Genomic DNA, 23,187 nt, shown 5'->3' on the forward strand with positions numbered 1-23,187 from the left:
GCCCAAACCAACGTTTGGGCGGGAAAGTGCGAGTGCAGAGCGGCAAAACGTCGATCTCGGCGTCAGGACTAGAAGTGCAGCGCGGTGAACCGCCAGTCCAGGACCTGACGGTCGTCGCCTTCGTCGGCGGCCGCGTAGACCACCGAACGCAGGGTGAGCACGCCGCCGCGCTCGCCGGGCAGCGCATCGGCCGCCTCGATGTGCAGCTCGCTGTACACCGTGTCGCCCTCGTGCACCGGGCCGGTGTGATCGCAGGACTGCCAGCCCAGCACTGTCGCCAAGTTCGGCAGCAGCCGGCTGGCCTGGGCCAGCGCCAGACCGATGGTGTGGCCGCCGTACACCAGCCGCTGGCCGCCGACTCGCGAATCATGATGGGTGGCAGCGATGTTCAGGCTCAACCGGGCCAGCTCCGGAGCGGAGCTGACGACATCGCCGGTGCTACGCAGAACCGAGCCGGCCATGTCGGGCGAGAAGTGCGGACCGGGGACCCGTTCCCGGAAGGCCGCCGCGTTCCAGTCGGCCGTCGGGTCAGGGGCGGGGGCCAGGTCGGCGCCGATCAACGACAAGTCGTCGGCGTGGCCGGTGTCGGTGGCGTCCGGGCTCAGCGGCAGCATCGCGCACCGATAGAAGTCCAGCACCAGCCGGCCCACCTGGTCGATGGTCGTCATCCGCAGCGCCGCCAGACCCGTCGCCGCGCGGCCGGGCTTGGCGGTGTTCTGGCGCAACCCCACCACCTCGGTGCGGGTGAACACGGTGTCACCGACGACCGGATAGCGGTAGAACGTCAGACCGCGGTAGAACAGGTTGGCCTTGACCCGCTGGGTGACCAGCGTGCTCTGGCCGATCGCGACGTCGCAGACCAGTGCCGGATGGGCCAGCTGGGCATTGCCGCCGACGACGGCGTGGGCCAGGTCGGCGTCCAGCGCCAGTCGCATGCGATCGCCGAGGATCGCCTGATGGGTCGCCGCGACGCCGGACGTCAACGTCATCGACGGCGCCCAGCCGAAGACCTGGCCGATCACCAGGTCATCGAAATACGGACCGCCAGCATCGCCGCCGCCAATATGGCCGTACAAAGTCACAGTCGCCCATACTGGCGGTTCTTGTAGTCTGGTGTCAATATGGCCGTACATTTCCCGACTTTGGAGCCACGCTGGTGAGCACTGCACTCAACGACGAAGAAACGATGCTGGTCGAGACAGTGCGGGCGTTCGTCGAACGGGATGTCAAACCCACGGTGCGCGAGGTCGAACACGCCAACACCTATCCCGAGGCCTGGATCGAGCAGATGAAGCAGATCGGCATCTACGGGTTGGCGATCAGCGAACAGTACGGCGGCTCCCCCGTGTCGATGCCCTGCTACGTCGAGGTCACCCAGGAGCTGGCCCGCGGCTGGATGAGCCTGGCCGGAGCAATGGGCGGGCACACCGTGGTGGCCAAGCTGCTGGAGACATTCGGCACCGAGGAGCAGAAGCAGGCGTATCTGCCCGCGATGGCCACCGGCGAGATGCGTGCCACGATGGCGCTGACCGAACCCGGTGGCGGCTCGGATCTGCAGAACATCATCACCGTCGCCCGCCGGGACGGCGACGACCTGGTGATCAACGGCGCGAAGACCTGGATCACCAACGCGCGCCGATCCGGGCTCATCGCCCTGCTGTGCAAGACCGATCCGCAGGCCACGCCGCGACACAAGGGCATCTCGGTGGTGCTCGTCGAGTCCCCGACCGCCGGACTGACGGTCTCGCGGGATCTGCCCAAGTTGGGCTACAAGGGTGTCGAGTCCTGCGAGCTGTCGTTCGACGACTGCCGCCTGCCCGCCACCGCGATCCTCGGCGGCGAGCCCGGCCGGGGTTTCAGCCAGATGATGAAAGGCCTTGAGACGGGCCGCATTCAGGTGGCATCACGGGCACTGGGCGTGGCGACCGCCGCGCTGGAGGATTCGCTGGCCTACGCCCAGGAACGGGAGAGTTTCGGTAAACCGATCTGGAAGCACCAGTCGATCGGCAACTACCTGGCCGATATGGCCACCAAGCTGACCGCCGCCCGCCAACTGACCCGCTACGCCGCGGAACGCTACGACAGCGGCGAGCGCTGCGACATGGAGGCCGGCATGGCCAAGCTTTTCGCCTCCGAAGTAGCGATGGAGATCGCCCTGGACGCGGTCCGCATTCACGGCGGCTACGGCTACTCCACCGAGTACGACGTCGAACGGTACTTCCGCGATGCGCCGCTGATGATCGTCGGTGAGGGCACCAACGAGATTCAGCGGAACGTGATCGCCGGGCAGCTCGTCGCGCGCGGAGGCATCTGATGCCGACATCAGCCCTGCGCGGCATCTAGCCACCCATGAAACCCGAACCCGCGTATCAGGTTCTGCGGCAACGACTCCGCGACGAGATCGCCGCCGGCGCCTACCCGGAGGGGGTGCGGTTGCCGACCGAGTCCGAGCTGGTCGCCGAGCACGGACTGTCGCGGCAGACGGTACGCCGGGCGTTCCAGGATCTGGTCGCCGAAGGTGTGGTGTATCGAGTGCCCGGTCGCGGGACCTACGCCAACCGGGGATATCTCAGGCAGCTGGGTTCGATTGAGGACCTGATGAGCCTGTCCGAGGACACTACGATGGAAGTGCTGCAAGGCCTTTCGCGTCGCGTCGACGTCGCGGTGGCCAGTCGGCTGCGGCTGGATCACGACGTGGTCTACACCGTGGTGTTCCGCCGGCTGCACGACCGGCGGGCAGGAGCGCAGCGACCCGGGGAGAACTTCGGTGTTCCGTTCGTGGTGACCACCGTGCATCTGCCCGAGTCAGTGGCGCGCCTGGTGTTCGATTCAACGGAACTGGCCGATGGTGCCGTCGGCACCAATACCGTCATCGGGGTTCTCGAGCCACATCTCGACCACCCGATCGCCGAAGCGGCGCAGTCGATCACCGTGGCACCCGCCGACGAGCTGGTCGCCGGCGCGCTCGGCTGCTCATCCGGACATCCGATGCTGCGAGTGGACCGGCTCTACTCCGACACCACCGGCACCCCCGTCGAGCTGTCGGTCAGCCACTTCCTGCCCGAGCAGTACACCTACCGGGTCACGCTGCGCCGGTCGAGCTGACCTCGTCGATCAGACCCCAGGCCAGCGCGGTCGCCGGGTCGATGGTCCGTCCCGACAACACCAAATAGGCTGTGCGCCAACGCCCGATACGGCGAGTGATGCTCAGGGTGCCGCCGGCCCCGGGAATCAGCCCCAGCATCAATTCAGGCAACCCGAGCACCGCGTCGTCATGACAGCTCACCCAGCCGCAGAACGCAGCCATCTCCAGCCCGCTCCCCAGCACGCGGCCGTGAACCTCGGCCCGGCAGGCCCCGCCCAGCCTGCGGGTCAGCTCGTCGAGTGCGAGTGCGGGACTGTGCCGGGTGCGGGCCAGATGCGCGGCGGCCGGATCGGCGAACGTACCGAACTCGCCGAGATCCCCACCGCTGCAAAAGGATAGGCCGTTGCCGCCCAGCACCACCTCGGTGACGGTGTCGTCGAGCAGTGCGACGGTCAGCGCCTCCAGCAACAGCGCCCGCGCGTCGGTGCTGAATGCGTTGTGCCGCTTCGGCCGATTAAACCGGATGCGCACCGTGTCGCCGGCACGCTCAGCGAGCACCGGATCGGGGATGTCAGGCAGCGCGGCCGGGCCGCGCTCGGCCAACCAACGGGCGAACTCCGGGCCGGCCTGCAGGGTCGAATACGCCAACGATTCGGTGATGATGCTGGTCAGCGCGGGTCCGGTCACGTCAACGGAGCGCAACACGTCGTCGCAGACTGCACTGGCATGCGGCCACCGCTGGCAGCGTTCGTCCAGTTCGCCCAACGTCTCGGTGACCGACTCCACCGTGACGTACCGGCGGTCTTCGTGCTCGGCGTCGGTGAGCGCGAACGTCGCGGTGTCGAGCCAGAATTCACCGTCGGGTGTGGACGACTCCCCGACCGCAATGACCACACCCGGCGGACCGGTCACCCCTATCGGGGGCGGGTCGGATAGGTCCACAATCAACATCAGCCGAACATTCCGCTATCCCGTCGGCGCGGCCGAGTACTTGACGATCAGCTCTTGCTTGTAGAGCTTTCCGGTGTCGGTGCGGGGCAGCTGTTCCTCGAAGGAAATGGACCGCGGGCACTTGTAGTGCGACAACCGCTCTCGCAGCCACGCCGACAACTCCGCGGCGAGATCCTCGGATGCCTCGGCCGTGTCGACGAGCTGCACCACACCCTTCACGCTTTGGCCCATCTCCTCGTCGGGAACGCCGAAGACCGCCGCGTCCATCACCTTCGGGTGAGTGACTAGCATGTTCTCGGCTTCCTGCGGGTAGATGTTCACCCCACCGGAGATGATCATGTGGTGCCTGCGATCGGTGAGGTACAGGTAGCCCTCCTCGTCGAGGTAGCCGATATCGCCGACCGTCTTCCAGCCATGGCCGTCGCGCGACTTCGCGGTCTTCTCAGCGTCATTGAGGTACTCGAAGTCGAAGCCGCCCTCGAAGTAGATCTCGCCCGCCTGTCCGGCAGGCAGTTCGTTGCCGTCTTCGTCGAGGATGTGCAGGGCACCCATCATCGGCTTGCCGACCGAGCCGGGGTGGGTGAGCCAGTCCTCGGCGAAGATCAACGTCGAGCCGATGGCTTCCGAAGAGGCGTAGTACTCGTCGACGATCGGACCCCACCAGTCGATCATCTGCTTTTTGATCTCGACCGGACACGGCGCGGCCGCGTGCATGATCCGCTGCAGGCTGGACAGGTCGTACGAATTACGCACGGCTGGAGGAAGTTTCAGCATCCGGGTGAACATCACCGGGACAAACTGACCGTGGGTGACCTTATGGCTCTGAATCGCCTCGAGACAGCCTTGGGCGTCGAACTTCTCCAGCACCACCGTGGTGATGCCCGCCGACAGCGTTTGCATCGACCACACCGAGGGCGCTGTGTGGTACAGCGGCGCGGGGCTGATGTACACGGCATCCGGAGTCATCCAGAACCCGATGAGCCCCGCCATCATGCCGGGCACCTCGGTAGGCGGCAGGTGCGACAGCTCGCGCTTGATGCCTTTGGGCCGTCCCGTGGTTCCCGACGAATACTGCAGCAGGTCGCCTTCGATTTCGTCATCGATGGGCGTAACCGGCTGATCCGCAACACATTCCGGGTAGCTCAGCCAGCCGTCCAGCTGCCCGTCGGTGATGATGAGCAGCGGTGGCAGCTTCGGCAGCTCCGCGGCGAGCTCGGCGAGGGTGTCCTTCAGTGCGGCCGAGCCGACGACGGCCTTGGCCTCGCTGTTGTCGATGATGTACGCGGCCTCGGCCGCGGTCAGGTGAGTGTTGATCGGCACGTAGTACAGGCCGCTGCGCCGTGCCGCCCACATCACCGTGTGGAAGTGCTCGTTGTTCTCGATGAGGATCGCGACGGCGTCCCCCTCGCGCAGCCCGGCCTGTCGGAACAGGTGCGCCAGCTGGTTGGCCCGCGCCTCCATCTGCGCGAAGGTGACGGTCTTTCCCGAGGGATACAGGATGACTGCCGGCTTGTCGGGAGTGGCCTCGGCATGCTCGCGGATCTGCATGGATGCACAATACGACAGGGCCAGTTGACGGGTGTCAACTGGCCCTGTCCACGTATTGAGCGGGTTAGGAACTCTCGGCGAGCCGCTGCTTGAGCGCCTCGTACTCGTCCTTCACGCCAGTCGGCAGCTTCTCACCGACGAACTCGAACCACTCCTCGATCAGGGGCAGCTCGTCGCGCCACTCCTGGATGTTGACCGCGAGCGCCTCGTCGACGTCGCCTGCGTCGGCGTCGAGGCCGTCGAGATCAAGGTCGCCGGCGCTCGGCACGATGCCGATCGGCGTCGTGGCGCCGTTGGCCTTGCCCTCGACCCGCTCGATGATCCACTTCATCACCCGGCTGTTCTCACCGAAGCCCGGCCACAGGAAGCGGCCGTCGTCGCCGCGGCGGAACCAGTTGACGAAGAAGATCTTCGGCATCTTCGACTCGTCGGCGTTCTTGCCGAGGTTGATCCAGTGGGCGAAGTAGTCGCCGACGTTGTAACCGAGGAACGGCAGCATGGCCATCGGGTCGCGACGGACGGTGCCGACCTTGCCCTCAGCGGCGGCGGTCTGCTCGGAACCCAAAGTGGCGCCGATGAAGACGCCGTGCTGCCAGTCGCGGGCCTGCGTCACCAGCGGCACCGTCGTCTTGCGGCGGCCGCCGAACAGGATGGCCGAGATCGGTACGCCCTGGGGGTCGTCCCATTCCGGTGCCAGCGTGGGGCACTGCGACATCGGCGTGCAGTAGCGCGAGTTCGGGTGGGCCGCCTTGTCGCCGGACTCCGGCGTCCAATCGTTGCCCTTCCAGTCGATCAGGTGCTGCGGCTCGCCCTCGAGGCCTTCCCACCACACGCCACCCTCGTCGGTCAGCGCGACGTTGGTGAACACGGTGTTGCCGGCCGCGACGGTCTTCATCGCGTTGGGGTTGGAGCTCCAGTTGGTTCCCGGTGCCACCCCGAAGAAGCCGAATTCCGGGTTGGTGGCATACAGCCGGCCGTCCTTGCCGAAACGCATCCACGCGATGTCGTCACCAACGGTCTCGGCGCGCCAGCCCGGGATGGTCGGCTGCAGCATCGCCAGGTTGGTCTTGCCGCAGGCCGACGGGAACGCGGCGGCGACGTAGTGCGCCTTGCCCTCCGGGGAGATCAGCTTGAGGATCAGCATGTGCTCGGCGAGCCAGCCCTCGTCGTGCGCCATGGCCGAGGCGATGCGCAGCGAGTAGCACTTCTTGCCAAGCAGGGCGTTGCCGCCGTAACCCGAGCCGAAGCTCCAGATCTCGCGGGTCTCGGGGAAGTGGGTGATGTACTTCGTGTCGTTGCACGGCCACGGCACGTCTTCCTGGCCCGGCTCAAGCGGCGCACCGATCGAGTGCAGCGCCCTGACGAAGAACCCGTCCTCGCCGATCTTGTCCAGCGCGGCCTTGCCCATGCGGGTCATCGTCCGCATCGAGACGACGACGTATTCGGAGTCAGTGATCTCGACGCCGAGCTTCGGATCGTCGGCCCCCAGCGGGCCCATGCAGAACGGCACCACATACATCGTGCGTCCCCGCATGCTGCCGCGGTACAGGTCGGTCATCAGGCCGCGCATCTCGGCGGGGTCCATCCAGTTGTTCGTCGGGCCGGCGTCGATCTCCCGCTCCGAGCAGATGTACGTCCGGGACTCGACGCGTGCCACATCCGAGGGCGCCGAGCGGGCCAGATAGGAGCTTGGCTCCTCGGTGTCGCTCAGCTTGGTGAAGGTGCCGGCGGCCACCAGCTGGTCGCACAGGCGCTGGTATTCCTCAGCGGAGCCGTCGGCGAAGACCACCCGGTCGGGCTGCGTGAGTTCGGCGACCTCTTGGACCCAAGCGAGGAGGCCATGATGATTTGTCGGGGCCGTATCCAAACCCGGAATTGTCGCTGAAGTCATCGCTAAATCTCCTGCTTTTTTCTTATGGCCAGGACGCAGGCCGGATTCCGCGCCGAGACGCGGTCCTCCCTGAAAAGTAGGTTAACGCGGGTGAGATACCCGCGGTTAATCGGGATTATGTCCGATCACTCACAGGAACGATTCAGAAAGCCATAATCGGGGGTTTTGATCGATCCAGTTCGGCCTGCACGGCCACCAAAGCCCGCCCGATCCCCGGCGCATGCCGGTCTCGGACCGCGCTGGCGCGGGCCCGCTGCACCGTGTGTTCGCGCATCTCCCGGTCGATCCGGGCCAGCGCTTCATCCCTATCAGCACTTGCGACGGCGTCGTGCTCGGCGGCGGCTCGGCCCTGCGACGCCTCCGCGGCCAGCACGCTGGTGGCCACCCATTCCTCCATCGCGGTGCGCAGCCCGGTGGTGATCTTGATCACCCAGCGGTCCAGAAGGGCCCGGTCGTGCAGCAGTCCGCGGACGCCGATCACCCATAACGTCGCCGTCAGCCCCACCGCGGCACCGCCGATGGCACCGCCGACCGCCCATTGCGGAGCCAGGTCGGCGAACAGCCGGCTCAGCGTCAGTGCGATGCCGAGCCCGAAGCCCGCCCCCAACAGCGTCATCAACCTGGTCTCGGTGCTGCGTGATCGCAGCGGCGCGGCGCCCGCCTCGACCAACGGGCACGACTCGGCCGGCGGGTCGATCGCCAAGCCCAGCTGCTCACCGAGGTCGGCCAAGTACCGCGCCGTCCCCTTCTGCACGTCGCTGCTCACCTGCGCCGGCCGGCGCCGCACCTCGTCGGTGAAGCCGCCGATCTGACGGCGGGTCAACGTCGCCACGTGCTCCTGCAGCTCGGTCCGCATCGCCTCACAACGGGTTCGCGCGGCGTAGGACAACGCAACGCGGGCCTGCTGAATCTGGCTGCGCCCGGCGATGGTTCGCTCCGACTTGTCGAGCCGAAACCGGCGCAGCGTGGCGGCGCGCTCCTCGCGCAGGGCAGCCAACCGGGCTTCCCGGCCGGCGCCCTCGACGTCATCATCCAGTCTGCAATGAAGAGTAGACAGCCGATTTTCCCACGCCCGCAACCGATTTCGTCGGTCCAACGTGTCATCGCCGAGCATGGCCGCCAGGGTCGCGACGAGGTCGTCGACGACGGGCGGGCCCAAGTCCGGTGCGGCCGCGGCCCCCACCCAGACCACGTCGCCGTAGCGGGCAGCCCGCGCGGTCAGCAGCGCGCGGTCGGCGTCGAGCACCTCACGCCACGTGCGGTGCACGTCGATCTTGGACACCACCGCGATCACCGCGTCGGTGTCGGCGGCTGCGACGTCCAGCAGCGCACAGTCCGATTCGGTCAGCGGGGCGGAGGCCGAGACCACGAACACCACCGCGACGGGCGCCTCGCCTGCGGCGAGCTCGCCCGCCTCGAGCACCCTGTGCCCAGGCAGCCGGCCGCGCAGGGCGGCGACCACGCTGCTCGTGCCGGCCAGCCACGGGCCGGCCACCATCACGACGTCGCGGCGGACGATCGACGGCGGCGCCAGGCCCGGTTCGATCTGCGCGACCACATCGTCGATGGCGTCGATCACGGCGTCAGCTCCAGTGGCTCCGCGACGCCGCCTGCGCGTTCCCACAACTGCAGCGAGCCGCGGGCGATGTCGGCGCCGCAGCAGCGGTGCAGCCGGGATACCGGCCCGCGGGAGTACCGCTGCCAGGTGATCGCGCGTTGTAGATGGGTGGACGCGGCGGCATCATCGTCCGCGTCGTCGACCGTCATCCCGGCGGCACGCACCACCTCGATGGCCGCGGCCATTCTGGCCGCGACCTGCTGCTCCACCTCGCCCGCGGCCGAGAACTCCGCCACGTGGGCGTCGGTGAGGCGTCGGTAGCGCACCGGTGCGGCGGCCAGGTCGATGCCGGCGAGCAGGCCGTCCACTGCACTGGCGCGCCGCAGCGCGGCCACCAGCCCGGCCCGGTCGGCGCCGTCGCGCAACGCACGCACGCCGTGGGCGATGCCGAACAGGTCGAGCTGGGTGAGCAGCCGCTGCCGGGTGACGAGGGGCAATCGGTGGGCGTTGGCGGCGAAACGGTCGGTCGAGCCGAGGTCGGCCGGATCGGTGATCAGCACCCGGAGCGCATCGACCAGCTCGTCGTCGACGACGGTGCCGTCCACGGCGGCGACCGCCGCCAGCCCGGCCAGCGGGTAGACCGGGACGCCGGTGAGATCGCGCAGGCGCAGGCAGCGCGCGGTGGCGGCCGCGACCGGTCCCGCGCCGCCGAAGCCGGCCAGGTCTGCCTTATTGAGGACGGCGACGACTGGCCAGGATGGTCCGGATTCGGGCAGTGCGCGCCGGTCCTCGGGTTTCAGTGATTCGGCCAGCACGTAGACCTCGAGATCCGCGGGCTCCGCCGGGCCGGCAATCACCACACCCGCCCCACGCAACACTCGCGTCACCGTGCGTCGGCCGCACCCGGCGCGACCAGCTACTTTGACCCGCAACGCATGGCCCACCACACCGGACATGCTGGCATCAGCCGACCGGTGGCGGTAGCCACTACCAGGAGTAGGCAACTGTTGGGTATCAATCTGCACCACGGTGCGGGTACACCCCTCGTCATGAGCGACGATGGACGGATGCATGCGCAGCGCCAAGGTGGCTCAGCCACGCCCGATGCCGGGCCCGCGCATCCATATCCCCGGATCACCAGCTTCCGGTCGCGCCGCTCGGCGCTGACCGAGGCCCAGCAGGACGTGTGGGACCGGCTGTGGCCAGAGCTGGGCACCCACGCGCGGGAAGGCGATAGACCAGCCCCCCACCTGGACACGGCCGGATGGTTCGGCAGGCAGGCACCCGTCATCCTGGAGATCGGCTGCGGCACGGGCACCTCGACGCTCGCCATGGCCAAAGCCGAACCGGGCATCGACGTGGTGGCCGCCGAGGTCTACCGGCGCGGCTTGGCGCAGCTGCTCAGTGCCGTCGACCGCGAGGGCGTCACCAACATCAGGCTGGTCCGCGGCGACGCCGTCGACGTGCTCGAGCACATGTTCGCCAGCGGTGAGCTGACCGGGGCCCGGGTGTTCTTCCCCGATCCGTGGCCCAAATCCCGCCACCACAAGCGCCGGCTGCTGCAGCCGAGCACCATCGCCCTCATCGCTGACCGGCTCCGCCCAGGCGGGGTGCTGCACGCGGCCACCGACCACGCCGGTTACGCCGAGCAGATCGCCGAGACCGGTGACGCCGAACCGCTGTTGCAGCGTGTGCAGCCCGCTGACGAGCTGCCGATATCGGTGCAGCGCCCGACCACCAAATACGAGACGAAGGCGCGTCACGCCGGCAGCGCCGTGACCGAACTCCTCTGGATGAGACGACGATGAGTGTGATGGAAGACGCCGCAGCGGTTCCGGCGCTGCCCGACGCCGGAGATCAGGTGGTGATTCCTGCGGTCCAGCGGGTACTTCTGGTCTGGGATGCACCCAACCTGGACATGGGCCTGGGTTCCATCCTTGGCGGCCGGCCCACGGCCGCACACCGGCCGCGGTTCGACGCGCTGGGACGCTGGCTGTTGACCCGCACCGCCGAACTGTCGGCCGGCCACCCGGAAATCTCGGTGGAACCGGAGGCAACCGTGTTCACCAACATCGCGCCCGGCAGCGCAGACGTCGTCCGCCCCTGGGTGGAGGCCCTGCGCAACGTCGGCTTCGCGGTCTTCGCCAAGCCGAAGGTGGATGAGGACAGCGACGTCGACTCCGACATGCTGGCCCACATCGAATTGCGCCGCAGCGAGGGTCTTTCCGCGGTGCTGGTCGCCTCGGCGGACGGGCAGGCGTTCCGCGGGCCGCTGGAAGACATCGCCCGGGCGGGTATCCCTGCCTCCGTGCTCGGATTTCGTGAACATGCCAGCTGGGCATTAGCGTCGGATACCTTGGAGTTCGTCGACCTGGAGGACATTCCTGGTGTTTTCCGAGAGCCGCTGCCGCGAATCGGCCTAGATTCGCTACCAGAGCAAGGGGCGTGGCTGCAACCATTCCGGCCGCTGTCCTCGTTACTGACATCGCGCGTGTAGGAGAACCCGATGCGCAGGTCGCCAAAGATTTAGTTAGGAGATTACGTGTTCGCCTGGTGGGGTCGAACTGTGTATCGCTACCGATACATCGTGATCGCGGTCATGGTCGGGCTGTGCCTCGGCGCCGGCGTGTTCGGGATCAGCCTGGGCAAGCACGTCACCCAGAGCGGGTTCTACGACGACAACAGCCAGTCGGTGAAGGGGTCGGTGCTGGCCGACAAGGTTTACGGCCGCGATCGATCCAGCCACGTTGTCGCCGTTTTCACCGCCCCCAAGGGCAAGACCGTCGATGACCCGGAATGGTCCAAGAACATTGTCGACGAACTGAATCAGGTCGTCGCTGACCATCCCGACCAGATGTTGCCGTGGGCCGGCTACCTGAAGGCCCCGACGCTGCCTGCCGTCCAGAAACTCGCGACCGACGACAAGACCCGCACATTCGTCACCTTGCCGATCAAGGGCGATGACGACGACACCATCCTGAGCAACTTCAAGATCGTCCAGCCCGATCTGCAGAAGCTGGACGACGGCAAGGTGGAGCTGGCCGGCCTGCAGCCGGTCGCCAGCGAGCTGACCGGCACGATCGGCAAGGACCAGCAACGCGCCGAGGTACTGGCAATACCGATCGTCTGCGTGGTGTTGTTCTTCGTGTTCGGCGGCGTGGTCGCGGCCTTCCTCCCGGGTTTGGTCGGCGGCCTGTCGATCCTCGGTGCGCTGGGCATCATGCGGCTCATCTCGTTGTTCGCCCCCGTGCACTTCTTCGCCCAGCCGGTGGTCACCCTGATCGGTCTTGGCATCGCGATCGACTACGGCCTGTTCGTCGTGAGCCGGTTCCGTGAGGAACTCGCGGAAGGTTACGACACCGAGACGGCCGTGCGGCGCACCGTGATGACGGCGGGCCGGACCGTCACCTTCTCCGCGGTCCTGATTGTGGCGTCGCTGGCGGGCCTGCTGCTGTTCCCGCAGGGATTCCTGAAGTCGCTGACCTATGCAGGCATCGCCTCGGTGATGCTGGCCGCACTCCTGTCGATCACCGTGTTGCCTGCGTTGTTGTCCATCCTCGGCCCCAACGTCGATGCGCTCGGCGTTCGGACGCTGCTGCGGGTGCCGTTCTTGCGCAACTGGAAGCCGATGCGGATATGGCTGGAGTGGCTGGCCAACAAGCTGCAGAAGACCCAGACCCGCGAGCAGGTCGAGAAGGGATTCTGGGGCAAGCTCGTCAACATGGTCATGAAGCGGCCGCTGCTGTTCGCGCTGCCGATCGTCATCATCATGATTTTGTTGATCATCCCGTTGGGTAAGTTGTCACTGGGCGGATTCAGCGAAAAGTATTTGCCCCCAACGAATTCCGTGCGCCAGGCACAGGAGGACTTCGACAGAACCTTCCCCGGTTTCCGCACCGAGCAGATGACGCTGGTGATCCAGAACGCCTCGCCGGCGCAGATCGAAGGGATCACCCAGCAAGCCAACGCCATCACCGGATTCACCGGGTCCTGGACGCCACGCACCGCCACCGACGAGGGCACCAAAGATCCCAATGTCACCGTCATCCAGAACGGACTACAGGTCCGCAGTGACGCGCCACAGAAGATCAAGGATCTGCGCGCGATCCAACCGCCCAAGGGCGTAAGCGTCTGGGTGGGCGGCACCCCGGCGCTGGAGCAGGACAGTATCCACAGCCTGCTCGACAAGGGGCCGTTGATGGTCCTGATCTTGATTACCACCACGACGATCCTCATGTTCCTGGCGTTCGGATCGTTGGTGCTGCCCATCAAGGCGGCGCTGATGAGCGCGCTGACGCTCGGTTCGACCATGGGCGTGCTGACGTGGATATTCGTCGACGGTCATTTGTCGAAGTATCTGAATTTCACGCCCACGCCACTCACCGCACCGGTGATCGGGCTGATCATCGCGGTGATCTACGGCCTGTCGACCGACTACGAGGTATTCCTGGTGTCGCGGATGGTCGAGGCCAGGGAACGCGGGATGTCGACCGCCGAGGCGATCCGGATCGGTACCGCCACCACCGGACGCATCATCACGGCGGCCGCGTTGGTCCTCATCGTGGTGGCAGGTGCCTTCGCGTTCTCCGATCTGGTGATGATGAAGTATCTGGCGTTCGGCCTGATCACCGCGCTGGTGTTGGACGCGACGATCATCCGAATGTTCTTGGTCCCCGCGGTCATGAAGCTGCTGGGTGACGACTGCTGGTGGGCACCGCGATGGATGAAGCGCCTGCAGGTCAAGCTCGGCCTCGGCGAGATCCACCTGCCCGACGAGCGCAAGCGGCCGGTCGTGCGCGATCCGGCCGACGCACTCGTGGGTGCGGGCGCACCCGTCTCGGCGGCCGAGGCTCGCCGCCCGGCGCACGACCCCACCCATCCTGTCGAAGGCCGGGCGATGCCTCGTGTGGTTGGCCGCGCCGAGTACCGCACGCCGCCGCCGCAGGACCCGCCATCGGCGGCCGGCACCAGCCGGATGCCGGACGCGGGCGCAGACGCGGCCCCGGGAATTGCGGACGCACCGACCACCCGGTTCTCGGTGGCCAAGAACGCCGTCAAGAACGCGGTCAATACCGCGACGTCGGCGGCCCGGTCCCCCCGTCCGCCGGCCCCGCCGGCACCGGACCGGGAGATCGAATCCTGGCTGGGCGAGCTGCGGGGCAAGCCAGGCAGCACGCCGACTCCCCCGCCGCCGCCGTCGGCCGAACCCACCACGGCGTTGTCACCCCCGGAGGACGCCACCACAGCGATCCCGGCCCAGCGCGAGCCGAAGGATGACGACGAGGTACCCCCGGCGATCAGCGCCGAGGAGACCCGCGCGATCCCGGTCAGCCGGCCCGAGGGCGACCCCGAGGTGGCCACCGAGAAGCTGAACTCGCGCGGCAAGAAAGAGGGCGACGAACAGCGTCGCCGCGGCACCGGCGGCGGACTCAGCGCCGCGGACCTGCTGCGCCGCGAAGGTCGCCTCTAGATTCAGTCGGACCTGGGAGCGAAGATTCGGCCGAAATCTCGCTCTTAGTTCTGGATCGATGACTGCGCAACCGCTCCCCGGTGGAATATCCACCTCCGTGAATATTTGCTAGTTGGACGCTGCCCACTGGCTGACGGTCTGTTGTATATTCGCCAGAAAGTTCTTCACATGTAACTTGCAGCAGTTTCACAGGGAAAGCTCGGGGGAGCAGTGGCGAATCACCACCATTCGGGTCGACGCCATCGGGAGCGCATCCGGCCATATCAGTGGCTCGGTGCCGGCGCGATCGCACTGGGGATCGGTGCGGCCCTCGCCAATGGCTCAGGTGTCGCGCACGCCGATGGTAAGTCCGGCGCGGGTTCGGCTGGCCCACCAGCACCTTCGTCGGAAAAGGGTTCGTCGGCGGGATCCGGTCATCGTTCCGTCGGGGCGAAGCCCTCGCGGAAGAACGCTCCGACAGCCGCCTCGGCGACGAACCCGTCGTCCGTACGTGCGGGCGCACGGACGGCCCGAATTCCAAGACCTTCCTCAACGATTCCGGCCCCGGCCACGCCGAGCGCCGATGCGTTGGCGATGGCCGTGGCGGCCGCAACCCGCCGCGACGCCGATGCCATCGACACAGCCGCGGCCGTTCCCGTGAATGGAAGTGCAGAAGTCGCAAGAGAGCGGTCCGTCGCCGACTTGAACATGTCGGTCGGGTGGATCCCCGGTGTGGGAACGGTCATCAACGGGTTGAGCCTCGTGTCGGATTTCCTCGACTTCACCATCGCGGCGGTGAAGGGCGACACCGCCGATATGCGCGATGAGATCGGCGACATGACCCTCGACGTCATCGGAATGATTCCGATCGTCGGCGGACCTTTGGCGGCAACCATCCACCAGGCGATAGCGCCGACCGTAACGCCGCCCAACCACGCTCCCAGTGCGGTCAACGACAGCTTTACCACTAACGAGAACACACAGCTAACCGGCAACGTGTTGACCGACGACACCGACGTCGACGGCGATGCCCTGACCGCCGCCGTGAACACGGTGCCCGTCCACGGCAGCCTCACCCTCAATGCGAACGGGTCATTCACCTACACACCGGCTGAAAACTTCTACGGCACTGATACTTTCAGCTACACCGTCGCCGACGGCAAAGGCGGCACCGCAGTGGGAATCGCCTCCATCACAGTCAAGTCCGTTGATCCCGCACCCGTCGTCGACCAGCAGCACCCCTATTCGGTCGACGGATCCGACCCCGGCACCGGAAAGATCAGCGGGCACTTCAACGTCACCGACGACGACCCCCTGACCTACAAATTGGTCACTGCACCGGATCCGACGGTGGGCACGTTCGAGCTGGACGAACAGACCGGTGAGTGGAGCTTCACCCCGTATCCGCGGACCCGCGTCCTTGCCGGCTACTTCGCAGCGAGTTCGCCTGCGGCAGTGAAGGTTACGTTCGCGGTCACCGCCACCGACGGTATCAGCACCACAGCCCCGATTGCAGTGTCCGAGAACATCGCCGCATCACAGAGTGCCGCGCTCTCGCTGCCGGCCGGCACGTTGGCGGTGATGTCCTTCGTCGATGCCCGCACCGGCGACGCGTACATCGTCGGGTACCACGGCGACCCGTTCAGTGCTCCCGACGACCAAACGTTTTCCTACATCACGGCCGTCATCCACAGCGACGGCAGTTACAGCATCCCCACCACCGGAAACCCGGCAGTGGGGCTGGCGGCCAACGCGTTCACCGCCGACGGCACGACCTACGTGGTGACCCGAATCGTGGACTCCTCCGACAGCTACCGGAGCTTCCTGTCCGAGGTGGGGCCCGATGGTCTGACGACTATCGCCGGATCTCTTCCAGGGGTCTTTCACAGTTCGATTGCCGTGGGAAACAACCTCTACCTGGTGAGTGAAGCGGGCGATTACGAATCCGGTTACCACACCCACCTCACAGCGTTGGGACCCGACGGTCTGACACCGACGACATCGATACCCGGTTCTTTCTACGGCCGTTCGATCGTCGTGGCCGACACCACCTACCTGGTGAGCGAAACCGGTGACTACGAATCCGGCTACCAGACCCACCTCACAGCGTTGAAGCCCGACGGCCTGACATCGACGACGTCGATACCCGGGCAATTCCATGAGGACTCCGACGGCTATTCGATAGTCGCAGGCGGCACAAAGTATCTGGTGACGAAGACAGGCGATTACGAATCCGGCTACGAAACCCACGTCACGGCATTGGGGCCTGACGGCGTGACACCGACGATCTCGATTTCGGGCTCGACAGAACAAGATCCGATCGTCATCGGCGACACCACCTACCTGCTGATGACCCCGTATTCGCGCATAGTGACCCACGTTTTGGCGTTGACGTCTGCCGGTGCGGTACCCGTGGGATCGATTCCCGGTGTGCTGAGCGGCGATCCGATCGTGGTCGGCGGCACCACCTACCTCATATCGGAGACCGGCGACTATGCCGATCCCGATACCTGGCAGACGTTTGTGACGACGTTGGCGCCGACACTTGGCGGCATCACGGTGCTCGGCGACCCGATATCCGGATATCGGTACGGGCACAGCCCGATCGTCGTGGGCAACACCACCTACCTGGTCACGGAAACATGGAACTCCATCATCGGCTCCCAGACCAACCTCACGTCGATCGGTCCCGGCGGACCGACTCCCGTCATCACCGACATTCCCGGCCGGATGTGGTCGGATTCTTTCGTCGTGATCGTCGGCGACACAACATATCTGGCGACGACGACCAGCTACTACTACCCGGGCGACGCGACCAACACCTACGAGTTCACGTATCTGACCGGGCTGGGGCCCGACGGCCCGGCCCCGGAGCTTGGCCCGGTGCCCGGGTACCCGGGCACCGGTCCGATCGTCGTCGGCGACACCACCTACCTGGTGATGGAGTCCGACGCTCCGTCGACCGGCTACCACATCCAACTGGTCTCGGTCGCGGCGAACGGCCTCACACCGATCGGCGATCCAGTACCGGGCCGGGTGAATCCCCACAACGATCTCGACGTCATCGTCGTCGGCGACACCACTTATCTGGCGGTCCAGATCTCCGATCCCTCCGGTGGCGAACAGACCTCCCTGTTAGAGGTGGGGCCCGACGGCGTCACCCCGGGACTCGGCACACTCCCCGGGCACCCGAGTAGCCCGCCGGTGGTCATCGGCGACACCACCTACCTGGTGACGCAGACAGGCGAATACGACTCCGCTCAAACCTATTTCACGGCCGTGGGATCCGACGGTGCCCTGCTCCCCGGCTCATCCGTCGCCGGTGAGGTGAGCGCCTACGAATCGATCGTCGTTGCGGGTGACATCGCCTATGTGGTCACGGTCGAATGGGAGAGGGTCGACGTAGGTAGCTACTCAGTGAATCGTCACCACGTCACGGCGTTGGCCTCCGACGGCCTTGAATCAGTGGATCTTCCCAGCACCTACGGATGGAAGGTCGCCGTCGGCGACACCACCTATCTGGGGTCGCCCTGGAATGCAGACGATGGCGGGGACGACAAGACGTACGTCCTGGCATTGACACCCGACGGCCTCAGACCGCTCGCTGATCCGTTGACCGGGTTTGCCTTTCCGCCCATCTCGCTCGGCGACACCGCATACCTGACGTCGATGACCGGCGATCCCGCCTCCGGACTCGAGAGCTACACGACCTACGTCGTGGCATTGGCACCCCAGGGCCCCGTTACGCTCGCCGACCCATTCCCCGGGGCGCTCACGGGCACCTCCGATGCGATCTTCGCTGTCGGCGATACCCGGTACATCACGACAACCGCGGGTGTGTGGGCGATCGGCGTCGACAGAGGCGCCAACAACCGCAGCCTCTGATACTCCTCTAGTCGCGTTCCCGTTTCGGCGGCACGACGTCCGGTTCGGAGTCCACCACCACGCCGTCCTGCGCCTCGAGTTCGGCGGCCTCTTCGGCCGGGTCGTCGGCCACCAGCACCCGGATGGCGCTGTTGAGGAACGCGACCAACGGCACCGCCAACAAGGCGCCGATGATGCCGGCCAGCACGCCGCCCCCCGCGATCGCCAGCACGATCGCCAACGGGTGGATCGATACGGCGCGACCCATCACCAGCGGTTGCAGGATGTGGGCCTCGAGCTGCTGCACCGCGATGATCAGCCCGAGCGTGATCAGGGCGTAGACGACGCCCTTGGCCAGCAGCGCCACGATGACGGCGAGGAAACCGGTGATCACCGCACCGACCAGCGGGACGAAGGCGCCGAGGAACACCAGCGAGGCCAACGGCAGCGCCAGCGGGATACCCATGATCGCCAGGCCGGTGCCGATGCCGACCGCGTCGACCAGCGCCACCAGGAAGGTGGCCCGCACGTAGCCGATCAGCGATCCGAATCCGGCGCGCCCGGCATCTTGCACCCGCTCCCGGGTGGCCGACGGGACGATCTTGGTGACGAAGCCATAGATGTTGCGGCCGCCGTGCAGCAAGAAGATCAGCGAGAAGAACACCAGCAGCGCACCGGTGATGATCTCGGTGAGCGTGGCCGCCGTCGACAATGCGCCGGTGGTCAGCTTCTCCTGGTTGTCGCGCAATGCCTTGATCGCGGTGTTGCCTGCGTTGTCGATCTGCTCACGGCTGAGGTGCGCGGGCCCCTCGACCAGCCACCGGCGCAGACTGTCGATGCTGTGGGTGACCTGTTCCACCAGCCCGGGCAGCCCCGAAACGAATTGGCTGACAACGAAAGTCATGATTCCGCCGAACAGCCCCATGGCGGCGAGCAGCACCAGGGCCACCGCGCCACCCCGCGGTGCCCCGCGGCGGTCGAGCCAGTCGACGGCAGGCAGCAGCAGCGCCGCCAGCATGGTCGCCAGGGCCACCGGAACGACGATGACCTGAAGTCGCTCCACGATCATCAACAACGCCACGATCGTCGCCGCGATCAGCAGCAGTCGCCATGACCACGCGGCGGCTTTGCGGACGAGGGGGTCGACGGATTCGTCCTCCGAAGCTCGGGTCGCCGGCATGCGGCCAAGCGTAACCGGCACGCGCGGCCATCCCGTGCCGAACACCGTCGATACCGGCCTGCACAGTTACGCTGAACTGCGTGTCCTACGACGCGTCGGTCAACACCGCCCGCGAGGAACACGACCCCCCGGCACGCGGGAAGTACTGGTGGGTCCGCTGGGCGGTGCTCGGCGTTGCCGTCATCGTGCTGGCCGTCGAGGCCACCCTGGTGTGGGATCAGCTGTCCAAAGCCTGGAAAAGCCTGGTCACGGCAAACGGGTGGTGGGTGCTGGCCGCCATCGTCGCAGCCATGGCGTCGATGCACAGCTTCGCGCAGATCCAGCGGACCCTCCTGCGATCGGCCGGGGTCGTCGTGCACCAGTGGCGCTCCGAGGCGGCCTTCTACGCCGGCAACGCGCTGAGCACCACACTGCCGGGCGGCCCGGTGCTCTCAGCCACCTTCGTCTACCGCCAGCAGCGCATCTGGGGTGCCTCCCCGGTCGTGGCGTCCTGGCAGCTGGTGATGTCGGGAGCTCTACAGGTCGTCGGGCTCGCGCTACTCGGTCTCGGCGGCGCATTCCTGTTGGGCGCCAAGAACAATCCGTTCTCGCTGCTGTTCACCCTTGGCGGGTTCATCGCCCTGCTGCTGCTCGCGCAGGCCGTCGCCACCCGCCCCGAACTCATCGACGGTATCGGCGTCAGGGTGTTGGGCTGGGTCAACTCCGTGCGCGGCAAGGCCGCGGACACCGGCCTGCGCAAGTGGCGGGAAACCCTGACCCAACTGGAATCGGTCAGCCTGAGCCGCCGTGAACTCGGGGTGGCGTTCAGCTGGTCATACTTCAACTGGGTCGCCGACGTCGCGTGCCTGGCCTTCGCCGCCTACGCCGCCGGCGGCAAGCCATCGCTGGCGGGGCTAACCGTCGCCTACGCGGCCGCCCGCGCGGTCGGGTCGATTCCGTTGATGCCCGGCGGCCTGCTTGTGGTGGAGGCGGTGCTGGTGCCCGGCCTGGTGTCCAGCGGAATGGCGCTGCCCGCCGCCATCTCGGCGATGCTGATCTACCGACTGGTGAGCTGGATCTTCATCTCGTCGATCGGCTGGGTGGTGTTCTTCTTCATGTTCCGCACCGAAGTCGCGCTGGACCCCGACGCCGACGAATTGGTCGGGGCCGATGCCGAGGATGGCGGCGCCGACGACGATCCCGCCGACACCGCACTGCAGGGTCCCGTGCCACCGCCGGGCCCTCCGGAGGACGACGCCCGACACTGACGGCCGGCGTGACTGTGCTTGGATCCCACCATGGCAGTTCGTACCGACACCCGGCCGGCGGTTCTGGCGCTGGCCGGCGACATCGTCTGCGTCCTGGTGTTCTGTGCGCTCGGCCGCCGCAGCCACGCCGAAGGACTGACGCTCGCCGGAATCGCCGACACCGCATGGCCGTTCCTGTCCGGCACCGTGCTCGGCTGGTTGATCTCCCGGGCCTGGCGTGCGCCGAGCGCCGTCGTCCCAACCGGTGTCATCGTCTGGCTGAGTACCGTCGTCGTCGGAATGTTGTTGCGCAAAGCCAGTTCTCAAGGAGTCGCGACCAGCTTCATCATCGTCGCGACGGTGGTGACCGCACTGCTGCTGTTGGGTTGGCGAGCGGTCGCCGCACTGGTGCGCAAGCGCAGTAGTTAGGCCTGCCCGGTCGGCAGCACGGGCTCGGGATAGGTCGACACCGTCAGGACAGCACGCAACCCGCCGAGCGGACCGTCGGAAAGCTGGATGCCGCCACCGTGCAGCGCTGCCTGCTGAGCTACCAGCGCCAGCCCAAGACCTGATCCCCCAGCCGTGGCGGTACTGCCACGGGCGAAGCGCCCCAACACTTTTTGGTGCTCCTCGACGGGAAGGCCCCGGCCGTTGTCGTCGACGGTGATCGCCAGCAGCCACTCGTGGCGACGGGCGCGCAGCACGATGCGGGTGGCGTCGCCGTGAGTGATCGCGTTGCGCACCAGGTTGTCGACCGCCAGTCGCAGGCCGGCCGGCCAGCCCCATACCGTGCCTGCCTCGTCGGCCTCCACGATGATCTCGATCGCGCCCGAGCGGACGTTCTCCCGGGCCACCCGGTCGAGCATCTCGGCGACGTCGATCGGCTCGCGGTCCTCGATGCGGGCCAGCTGCCCGGAGGCCAGCTGCCCGAGCGCGGTGATGATCGCCTCGACCCGGCGTTGCGCCCTGGCCAGGTCGCCGACCACCTCGGCGCGCTCCTCGGGCGGCAGGTCGTGGATACGCAAAGTGTCCAGATCGGCCCGCATCGCCGTCAGCGGAGTGCGCAGTTCATGGGCGGCGTTGGCGGCGAAGTCCTGGGCGGCCTGAAGCGAATTCGTGGTCGCCACTTGGGCTTCGGCCAACCGGTGCAGCATCGCGGCCATAGCCTCGGAGAGGTCCTCGGCTTCGCTGGCCCCGTACACCGGCTCCAACTGATCACTACCCTTGCCCAGCCGCCTGGTCTGTTCGGTGAGCCGCAGCAACGGCCGAATCGCCGGGCCGGCGAGTATCCAGCCCAGTGCGGCCGCCACCAGCACGGCGAGACACACGATGAACACGTACAGCGGAATGCGAGCGCGGCTCAACAGAATGCTGTCGGCACGGATGCCGATCGAGACCAGGATGCCGCCGGACTGTTCGACGGTCACCGTCCGCACCCGGTAGTCCACGCTGTTGACGGTCACTGTGTCGGTTCCCGGCGGCAGCGGCGGGAGTTGGAAGCCACGCTGGAAGACGACTTGGCCGGTGGACCGCGACCGTCCGGTGGTCAGCACCCGGCTGGGATCGCGCAGCTGCTCGGGAAACATGCTGGCGTCGACGATCGAGTCCAGCCGCCGATCCAGTTGCGCATTGTCGTTGTTGGCCAGCACGATCGATGTCAGCACCGCCAGCAGGGCGACGACGAGGGCGGCGGCCAGGGCGGCGGCCAAGGCGACCCGGACGCGCAGGGAAAGGCTACGGCCCGACCCATTCACGGTCGGCTCACGGCTCCGACCGCAGCACGTAACCGATTCCCCGTACGGTGTGGATCACCCGCGGCACACCCTCGCGTTCCAGCTTCCGGCGCAGGTAGCTGATGAACACGTCGGCCACGTTGGTGTCGACCTCAAAGTCGTAGCCCCACACCAATTCCAGGAGTCGCTGCCGGGACAGCACCACACCGGAGTTCTCGGCCAGCACCGCCAACAAGTCGAATTCGCGTTTGGTCAGCTCCACCCGGTCGCCGTTGACGAACACCAGCCGCCGGGCGGTGTCGATCGTCAGCGGCCCGATGGTGACGGCGTCCGAGCCCTCGTGGGAATTCACCGCGCGCCGCAACAGCGCATGCAGCCGCGCCACCAACTCGCCCAGATCGAAAGGCTTGGTCAGATAGTCGTCAGCACCGGCCTCCAGACCGGCGATGCGGTCATTGACCGTGTCGCGCGCCGAAAGCACACAGATGGGGATGTCATTGCCCAGCGCGCGCAGGGCGGTCACCACCGCGACACCGTCGAGCTCGGGCATCTGAACGTCGAGCACCAACGCGTCGTGATTCTCAGTCGCCAGGAGCCGCAACGCTTCCTTGCCGTTCGCGGCGACCCGCACGTCGAACCCCGAATGCCGCAAGCCCCGAGCGACCGAGGTGCGGACATCCGGGTCGTCGTCGACCATCAGGA

The 23,187-nt window shown here is 66.8% G+C and carries 17 protein-coding genes and 1 pseudogene; 8 read left to right on the forward strand and 10 right to left on the reverse strand.

Annotated features, from left to right (window positions below):
- Nucleotides 1-68: 68 nt before the first annotated feature.
- Nucleotides 69-989 (reverse strand): acyl dehydratase, encoded by a 921-nt coding sequence (locus SLQ31_RS21370; RefSeq protein WP_319436248.1) that lies wholly within the window; start codon nt 987-989, stop codon nt 69-71.
- Nucleotides 990-1,156: 167 nt separating this feature from the next.
- Between SLQ31_RS21370 and SLQ31_RS21375 the strand changes: the two genes are divergently transcribed.
- Complete coding sequence (locus SLQ31_RS21375; RefSeq protein ID WP_319436053.1) at nt 1,157-2,314, forward strand: acyl-CoA dehydrogenase family protein; 1,158 nt, start codon at nt 1,157-1,159, stop codon at nt 2,312-2,314.
- 35 nt (nt 2,315-2,349) lie between these two features.
- Nucleotides 2,350-3,105 (forward strand): GntR family transcriptional regulator, encoded by a 756-nt coding sequence (locus SLQ31_RS21380; protein ID WP_319436054.1) that lies wholly within the window; start codon nt 2,350-2,352, stop codon nt 3,103-3,105.
- On the opposite strand, the gene SLQ31_RS21385 is transcribed toward SLQ31_RS21380, so the two are convergent.
- The 5 genes from SLQ31_RS21385 to SLQ31_RS21405 all read right to left on the reverse strand — a co-directional run bounded on the left by SLQ31_RS21385 (nt 3,083) and on the right by SLQ31_RS21405 (nt 9,911).
- Nucleotides 3,083-4,039, reverse strand: a complete 957-nt coding sequence (locus SLQ31_RS21385) for an enoyl-CoA hydratase/isomerase family protein (RefSeq protein ID WP_319436249.1) — start codon at nt 4,037-4,039, stop codon at nt 3,083-3,085. The genes SLQ31_RS21380 and SLQ31_RS21385 overlap by 23 nt on opposite strands.
- A gap of 12 nt (nt 4,040-4,051) precedes the next feature.
- The gene (gene fadD4, locus SLQ31_RS21390; protein ID WP_319436055.1) at nt 4,052-5,584 is read right to left on the reverse strand and encodes a fatty-acid--CoA ligase FadD4; all 1,533 of its coding nucleotides are present in this window, start codon (nt 5,582-5,584) and stop codon (nt 4,052-4,054) included.
- 64 nt (nt 5,585-5,648) lie between these two features.
- Nucleotides 5,649-7,475 carry a phosphoenolpyruvate carboxykinase (GTP) gene (locus tag SLQ31_RS21395; protein ID WP_319436057.1) on the reverse strand — a complete coding sequence of 609 codons (1,827 nt, stop codon included), beginning with the start codon at nt 7,473-7,475 and terminating at the stop codon, nt 5,649-5,651.
- A gap of 142 nt (nt 7,476-7,617) precedes the next feature.
- Nucleotides 7,618-9,054, reverse strand: coding sequence for a hypothetical protein (locus tag SLQ31_RS21400; RefSeq protein WP_319436058.1), 1,437 nt, complete (start codon nt 9,052-9,054; stop codon nt 7,618-7,620).
- The gene (locus tag SLQ31_RS21405; RefSeq protein WP_319436059.1) at nt 9,051-9,911 is read right to left on the reverse strand and encodes a hypothetical protein; all 861 of its coding nucleotides are present in this window, start codon (nt 9,909-9,911) and stop codon (nt 9,051-9,053) included. Before SLQ31_RS21405 ends, SLQ31_RS21400 begins: the two co-directional genes overlap by 4 nt.
- A 189-nt stretch (nt 9,912-10,100) precedes the next feature.
- Here SLQ31_RS21405 and trmB point away from each other — a divergent pair, with 189 nt between their 5' ends.
- The 3 genes from trmB to SLQ31_RS21420 are packed head-to-tail and all read left to right on the forward strand — an operon-like array spanning nt 10,101 to nt 14,503.
- The gene (trmB, locus tag SLQ31_RS21410; protein WP_319436250.1) at nt 10,101-10,841 is read left to right on the forward strand and encodes a tRNA (guanosine(46)-N7)-methyltransferase TrmB; all 741 of its coding nucleotides are present in this window, start codon (nt 10,101-10,103) and stop codon (nt 10,839-10,841) included.
- Nucleotides 10,838-11,530, forward strand: coding sequence for an NYN domain-containing protein (locus SLQ31_RS21415; RefSeq protein WP_319436061.1), 693 nt, complete (start codon nt 10,838-10,840; stop codon nt 11,528-11,530). Before trmB ends, SLQ31_RS21415 begins: the two co-directional genes overlap by 4 nt.
- Before the next feature lie 45 nt (nt 11,531-11,575).
- Nucleotides 11,576-14,503, forward strand: coding sequence for an MMPL family transporter (locus SLQ31_RS21420; RefSeq protein ID WP_319436063.1), 2,928 nt, complete (start codon nt 11,576-11,578; stop codon nt 14,501-14,503).
- 413 nt (nt 14,504-14,916) lie between these two features.
- On the opposite strand, the gene SLQ31_RS21425 is transcribed toward SLQ31_RS21420, so the two are convergent.
- Complete coding sequence (locus SLQ31_RS21425) at nt 14,917-15,117, reverse strand: hypothetical protein (protein ID WP_319436064.1); 201 nt, start codon at nt 15,115-15,117, stop codon at nt 14,917-14,919.
- A 73-nt stretch (nt 15,118-15,190) separates the two neighbouring features.
- Here SLQ31_RS21425 and SLQ31_RS21430 point away from each other — a divergent pair, with 73 nt between their 5' ends.
- Nucleotides 15,191-18,367 carry an Ig-like domain-containing protein gene (locus tag SLQ31_RS21430; RefSeq protein ID WP_319436065.1) on the forward strand — a complete coding sequence of 1,059 codons (3,177 nt, stop codon included), beginning with the start codon at nt 15,191-15,193 and terminating at the stop codon, nt 18,365-18,367.
- A 7-nt stretch (nt 18,368-18,374) separates the two neighbouring features.
- Here the strand turns inward: SLQ31_RS21430 and SLQ31_RS21435 are convergent, their stop codons facing one another.
- On the reverse strand, nt 18,375-19,526 hold the full coding sequence (locus SLQ31_RS21435; RefSeq protein WP_319436066.1) for an AI-2E family transporter: 1,152 nt from the start codon (nt 19,524-19,526) through the stop codon (nt 18,375-18,377).
- A 78-nt stretch (nt 19,527-19,604) separates the two neighbouring features.
- Between SLQ31_RS21435 and SLQ31_RS21440 the strand changes: the two are divergent.
- A pseudogene (locus tag SLQ31_RS21440) lies at nt 19,605-20,773 on the forward strand (lysylphosphatidylglycerol synthase transmembrane domain-containing protein); the annotation flags it as partial.
- 30 nt (nt 20,774-20,803) lie between these two features.
- Nucleotides 20,804-21,181 carry a DUF3054 domain-containing protein gene (locus SLQ31_RS21445; RefSeq protein WP_319436069.1) on the forward strand — a complete coding sequence of 126 codons (378 nt, stop codon included), beginning with the start codon at nt 20,804-20,806 and terminating at the stop codon, nt 21,179-21,181.
- Here SLQ31_RS21445 and SLQ31_RS21450 read toward each other — a convergent pair.
- Both SLQ31_RS21450 and SLQ31_RS21455 read right to left on the reverse strand, forming a co-directional pair.
- Nucleotides 21,178-22,506, reverse strand: a complete 1,329-nt coding sequence (locus SLQ31_RS21450; RefSeq protein WP_319436070.1) for a HAMP domain-containing sensor histidine kinase — start codon at nt 22,504-22,506, stop codon at nt 21,178-21,180. The genes SLQ31_RS21445 and SLQ31_RS21450 overlap by 4 nt on opposite strands.
- Before the next feature lie 7 nt (nt 22,507-22,513).
- Nucleotides 22,514-23,182, reverse strand: a complete 669-nt coding sequence (locus SLQ31_RS21455; protein WP_319436252.1) for a response regulator transcription factor — start codon at nt 23,180-23,182, stop codon at nt 22,514-22,516.
- Between the last annotated feature and the right edge of the window lie 5 nt (nt 23,183-23,187).

This window comes from Mycobacterium sp. RTGN5 (assembly GCF_033804465.1).
In the GTDB taxonomy this organism is placed as follows: domain Bacteria; phylum Actinomycetota; class Actinomycetes; order Mycobacteriales; family Mycobacteriaceae; genus Mycobacterium.